This is a genomic window from Calditrichota bacterium (genome assembly GCA_016867835.1).
GTDB lineage: Bacteria > Electryoneota > AABM5-125-24 > Hatepunaeales > Hatepunaeaceae > VGIQ01.
This window is the reverse complement of record VGIQ01000142.1, coordinates 1-6085: the sequence shown is the minus strand read 5'-3', so window position 1 is coordinate 6085 and position 6085 is coordinate 1. Positions and strand designations below refer to the sequence as shown.

At 55.6% G+C, this 6085-nt stretch carries 2 protein-coding genes and 1 tRNA gene; all 3 read right to left on the bottom strand.

What is annotated here, in order from left to right; translation table 11 throughout:
- Positions 1 to 135 precede the first annotated feature (135 nt).
- Positions 136 to 2607 carry a leucine--tRNA ligase gene (locus FJY67_10965; GenBank protein ID MBM3329968.1) on the bottom strand — a complete coding sequence of 824 codons (2472 nt, stop codon included), beginning with the start codon at positions 2605 to 2607 and terminating at the stop codon, positions 136 to 138.
- 91 nt (positions 2608 to 2698) lie between these two features.
- Positions 2699 to 2775: transfer RNA gene (locus FJY67_10960), tRNA-Pro, on the bottom strand.
- A 161-nt stretch (positions 2776 to 2936) separates the two neighbouring features.
- On the bottom strand, positions 2937 to 6085 hold a 3149-nt coding region (locus FJY67_10955; protein MBM3329967.1), incomplete at its 5' end, for an efflux RND transporter permease subunit.

Below are 6085 nucleotides of genomic sequence, written 5' to 3'. Positions count from 1 at the left end.
GTTTTCACGTCATAAGCCTCGCGAAAAGGAGTAAGGAGGAAGATCGGATGCCGGCAAGAACGCTTGCGAAGTAAAGGCAATAAAATGTCCGATAAGATATATTATGTTAAGTATTGTATGGAGTGACTTTGGCGATTAGACGACGAAATTGACGATCTTCCCCGGTACGAAGATCGTCTTGCGAATGCTCCTTCCAGTCATGACCCGCTTCACCCTGGGCATACCTTCGGCCTGCGCTACTACCGCCTCTTGAGTTGCATCGATATCGACCGTCACGGTCTCTACCAACTTCCCGTTGATCTGAACCGCCATCGTGACTTGCTCGTTGATGATGGCTTTCGGATCGAATTCAGGCCAAGCTTGATCAAGCACCAGATCATCGTGCCCTAACCGGGACCATAGCGCCTCAGCCATATGCGGCGCAAATGGTGAAAGCATGATAGTGAAGCTGTCCAGCACCGACCTCAAGTATCCTGGATCGATGGCTGCAGGATCCGAAGCATACTCCTGAATTGCAGAGGTCAGTTCCATAAGGCGGGAGATGGCGGTGTTAAACCGAAATACTGTAAGATCTGAGGAAACTTCATTGATAGTATGATTTAAAGCGCGATTAAGACCACGATCAATATGCTTTACCTGAGCATTGTAGGGCATATCCGTTATAATGCCTTGAAATAGGCGCCATACCTTATTTTGGAACCTGCGCACTCCAACGATACCGTCATCTGACCAGTCGCCACCGGTTTGCCAGTCGCCCATAAACATCAGGTAGAGACGGAAGCAATCGGAACCGAACTTGTCGATGAAGGCATCGGGATTGACGACGTTTCCTTTCGACTTGGACATTCTCTGGCCGTTGTAGGTAATGATGCCCTGATGCACCATCTTCATAAACGGCTCGTCAAAGTCGATTAAACCCTGCGAATGAAGGAATTTCGCGATATAGCGCGCATAAATCAAATGTCCGGTCGCGTGTTCAGGGCCGCCGATATAGACATCGACCGGCAGCCATCGCTTCGTCCGCTCCATATTAAAGGGATGCTCATTAACATCGGTTGACGGATAACGCAGGAAATACCAACTCGAATCGACAAAGGTGTCCATCGTGTCGGGATCGCGCTGTGCTGCACCGTGACAACGGGGACAGGTCGTCTCGATAAATGACTTATGAGCACCCAGAGGCGATGCACCCCGCGGCGCAAAGTCAACGATGTCTTCAGGCAGTAGCACCGGCAGGTCGGACTCGGGCACTTCGACGACACCGCACTGCGAGCAATGGATCATCGGAATCGGCGCGCCCCAATAGCGTTGCCGGGATACGAGCCAGTCCCGCAGGCGATAGGAGACTGCGAATCGACCTCTCCCCTGTTCGATCAACGTATCGGTGATCACACGGCTGGCGAGTTCGCTGGTCTGACCATCGAAAGCGCCGGAGTTTTGCAGAACACCCGGCTCCACAAAAGCCCGGTCGATGAGGACGTCATCGTGCGGGTTTTCTGGCCGAATAACCCTGCGTATCGGGAGACCGTAGCGGGTGGCAAAGTCGAAATCGCGCTGATCGTGCGCCGGAACGGCCATCACCGCACCTGTTCCATAGGAACCAATGACATAGTCGGCGACCCAAATCGGAACCGGCTCGCCGGTCAATGGATGAATGGCAAAGGCTCCCGTGAAGACCCCTGTCTTCTCCCGCTCGGTTGATAACCGTTCTATCTCCGATGCATGACGGGAGCGCTCGACATAGGCAGATACTACGGGACGATGCTCGGGAGTTACAATTCTCTCAAGCAGATGGTGCTCCGGCGCCAGGACGACATAGGAGACTCCGAAGAGGGTGTCGGGCCGGGTCGTGAAGGCGACGATATGCTCGGACGAAAGGTCTTGACATTGCAGTTCAAAGTCAATCTCACTGCCTTCCGACCGGCCGATCCAATTGCGCTGCCGTGCCTTGGTCGAAGCCGGCCAGTCGATCCGGTCGAGTCCTTCAAGGAGTTGATCCGCAAAGTCGGTAATACGGAAAAACCACTGTTCAAGATTGCGGGTCGTTACCTTGCTTGAACAGCGCTCGCAAGTGCCGTCGCTCTGGACTTGCTCGTTAGCCAGAACAGTCATACAGGAGGGGCACCAATTGACTGGAGCCTGCTTGCGATAGGCAGCGCCCTTGCGGTAGAGTTGCAGGAATAGCCACTGTGTCCAACGGTAGTATTCCGGGCGGGAAGTATCGACTTCGTAGTTCCAGTCATACATCGCTCCGATTAGCTTCAATTGCTCACGGATGTAGTTGATGCTGTCGCGGGTCGTCGCGGCCGGGTGGACGCCATGCTTAACGGCATAGTTTTCGGCCGGCAGCCCAAAGGCGTCGAAGCCCATCGGCTCAAAAACAATGTCGCCCTGCATGCGCCTGAAACGGGCATAGGTGTCGGTTCCGCCGTAGTTCCACCAATGACCGATATGGAGTTTCTTTTCGGATGGATAAGAGAACATCACCAGGACATAAGCCTTGCGTCCGGGCGCATCGGGGTCGAACTGGAAGGCATTCCGTTCTATCCAGCGCCGTCTCTGGCGTTCCTCAATCTCGCGGAACGGATAGGTGGAGGAAGTTTGGATTTTGGATATTGGGTTTTGGATTGCGGAATCGACCCTTAGGCAGGAATTACATCACCTGATGCAACATATTCGTTAACTCGGACATCATCATTCGTCGGGGCGACTGGATTTGAACCAGCGACCTCTTGGTCCCGAACCAAGCGCGCTACCGGGCTGCGCCACACCCCGCAGGAAGTTTCTTATGGTCATCGCCCGTGACCGTGCGATGCTCAAGTCAGTAAATTAAACAACCTCTAATGCGAATAGCAAGTGAAAGCCAAGCCGATATGCGACTGGGATAGTAGATTCCCATCGATGACAATCAGGGTGCAATTTCATAGTTGGCTGTTCTACGCTCCCATACGTCGCAACAGACTCCTCGCGGCAATTCGGAAATCGTCGAGCAGACTATAGACCAGCGGCACAACAACCGGTGTCGATAGTGTCGCAGCCAACAGCCCACCAATGATGGTCCTCCCCATAGGAGCGTAGGGAACCCCCATCAAACTGGAGCCGCCGAGTGCCATCGGCAGGAGACCACAGATCGTCGTGAGGGCGGTCATGGCAATCGGTCGGAAGCGTTCCCGCGCGCCGATGGCAAGGGCTTCGTTGCGTGATAGACCTTCCTCCCGCAGGCGGTTTACGCGATCGACCAGAACGATAGCATTGTTGACGACCACACCAATTAGAATCACTACGCCAACCCCGGCCATAACGCCAAATTGCGTTCCGGTCAGGTAAAGCATCCACCAGACGCCGAAAAATGAGAATGGCACGGTGACGATCACCGCCCAGGGCAGCAGAAAGGACTCGAATAGCGCTCCCATCAACAGCATCACAAACGTTGCCGCCAACAGCCAGGCCATTCGTTGCTGCCCACCCTGCTCCTCGATCTCAGCAAACCGGCGGCCCTTCGTCCATTCGTAACCCGAGGGAAGCGTTAGTCCTATCAGCGCAGCATCTATTTGACGACCCAACTTCCCCGGATCGTCGGATGACGATGAGATCTTGATTCTAAGACGGGTGCGGCGATTCTCGCGTTCGATCTGCTCGGCGCCTCTTTCGTAGCGAAACCGGCTTACATCAGCAAGGCGCACGGCAGGGCCGGTCCCGGCACCAACCGGAAGATTCATCAGTTGCTCGAGCGTCCCGCGATCGCTCTCCTGCAGTTCGACGCGCAGCGGGACACGGGCGGCGATATCATCCAGATAGACCTCGCGAAGATCGACTCCGCGCAGCATGGCATTGATTCCTATTGCCGCCTGCATAGCATTTATTCGATGGCGCCCCGTCTCATTCCGGTCGAACTCTACCATGGCTTCTTCGGAGGTCGTCGCGGTTTCGCGTTCCAGTGTCAGTAGGTTCGGTATTGCTTGAAGTCGCCGCTCGATGTCTGAGGCAATAGCATCGAGTTGAGTCTGATCGTCTCCGAAGAGAGTGACATACTCGGCGTCTTCTTTCCCCGCGCCTCGCCGCCAGGATGTGAATAGTCTCACCCCCGGAGGGATATTTAGGCTGTCGCGCAATTCGGCAGCGATCTCTTTACGCTCCAACCTCCCGGCGTCATTGATTACGAAAAGTCTCTTGAACCTCTCCCCTATTGCAGCAAGCCATCCGCCACCCGAGCGCTCGTTCAGGAAGATGCGCATTCGACCAAAACCGCGTCGATAACCGGTGACGACGGTCTTGATGTCATAGCGCCCGGCGCGCTGATAGAGCCGTTCCTCGAGGCTGCGCAAGGTCGAGTCTATATCAGCAAGGGTGTAGTAGGCGGGAAAGTCGAAACGAAGGTTGAAATCGTTGATGTTGCCCTCTTCCTCATCGGTCGAGATAATGTGAGAGGCGGGCCAGGCGATAGTTGCGAAGATGATGAGCGCAATTAGAAAGGCGTCCCGCCTCCTCCGCAAGACCAATCTCACTAACGACTCCACCAGCAGGCTGCATCGAATGACCAGCCGGTTGCCCCCTCCGGACGTATTAGGCGCTCGTGTCCCCCACGCTTCGAGACGTGAAGCCGCCAAAGGGATAAAGAGGAGCGCTACCAGAAGGCTGGCTGCCAAAGCAATGACCACCGGCATCCCGATTCGAAGCATATAGAAAGAGAAGATCCTGTTGCCTGAGAGCAGCATCACCGGCAGGAAGACCACCATCGTCGTGCCGGTCGCAAGAGTGATTGCCAGGGCGACTTCAGTGGCTCCTCTGCTGACGGCGTCCAAGCGATTGTCGCCATATTGCCGGCGTGTCGAGATGTTCTCCACTACTACGATAGCGTTATCGACCACCATCCCTACTGAGATCATCAAGCCGGAAAGCGTTACAACGTCGAGTGACCAGCCCATGAAGTAGAGGACGACGATCGTCGAGAGGAGTGCGAGTGGTATCGACGAGGCTACGTAGAGCGTCATTCCGATCCGTCGCAGGAAGTAGAAAAGGATCACAATCGCAAACAACCCGCCCCAAAGTCCAGCCTCGACCAATTGCCAGAGCGACTTGCGAATGAACCGGCCCTGGTCGAAGAGGAGTTCAAATTTCATTCCGGCAAGTTTTGGATCCTGACGCATCTCGTCCAAAGCCTCCTCGAGCCGGTAGCAGAGTTCGACCGTGTTGGCTTCGGATTGCTTGAAAACTCCCATCTGCAGAGATGGTCTCCGCCCGATCCTTTGAAACCACTCGGCGCGCGGCGCTGCATAGGTCACCCGTGCCAGGTCCTTTAGACGCAGTTGAGGGATTGCGTCTGTCATCGTTCCGCCGGATGACGACAACGGACTTGATCCGGACAGTGAATTTCCGCCGGACGAGACATTGGTCAGGGGTAGGTTTTCAAGGCTTTCGATATCGCCCAGACGACCATCACTGCGAACCATGAACCGTGTTCCACCATCCTCGAGATAACCACTTGCAACGGCAAAGTCCGCCTCCCGCACCTGTCGGACTACTTCAGATGGGTCCATCCGGGAGGCTTTAAGCAGCGCCAGGTCCAGTTCAACCCGCACCATCTTCTCCCGGCCACCCCACATCTCAACGGCAGCGACGCCGTCTATCCGTTCCAGTTTCCTGACGACTTCCTCGCGCACAATCCGATAGGGATCTTCGTAATAGCCGGTGAACGAGATACCAAAGTAGAAAGTCGTTTCGTCGGTGTCGTTGTAGCGTCGTAGGTAGATGAACCGGAGGTCGGAGGGCAAATCGCGGCGGGCGCGCTCCAATTGGTCGCGCACCTGAAGATAGGCGACGTCCATATCGGCATCGTTGGCAAACTCAAGAAAGACACCGGTGCCACCGACGTCGCTGCGCGAATAGACTTCGCGCAAGCCCTTTACGCTCGCGAAGGATTCCTCGAGTGGTCTGGCGATGCGCCGGCTGTTCTCCAGCGGCGTCGAACCGGGATAAGCCGCCCAGAGCCAGAGAAAGGGTGGATCAAGCCCCGCCGGCAGCAGCCTGAGCGGAATCGCGCGCACCAATGCCAGCCCCAGGACGATCAGCGTCATCAAGAGCATCG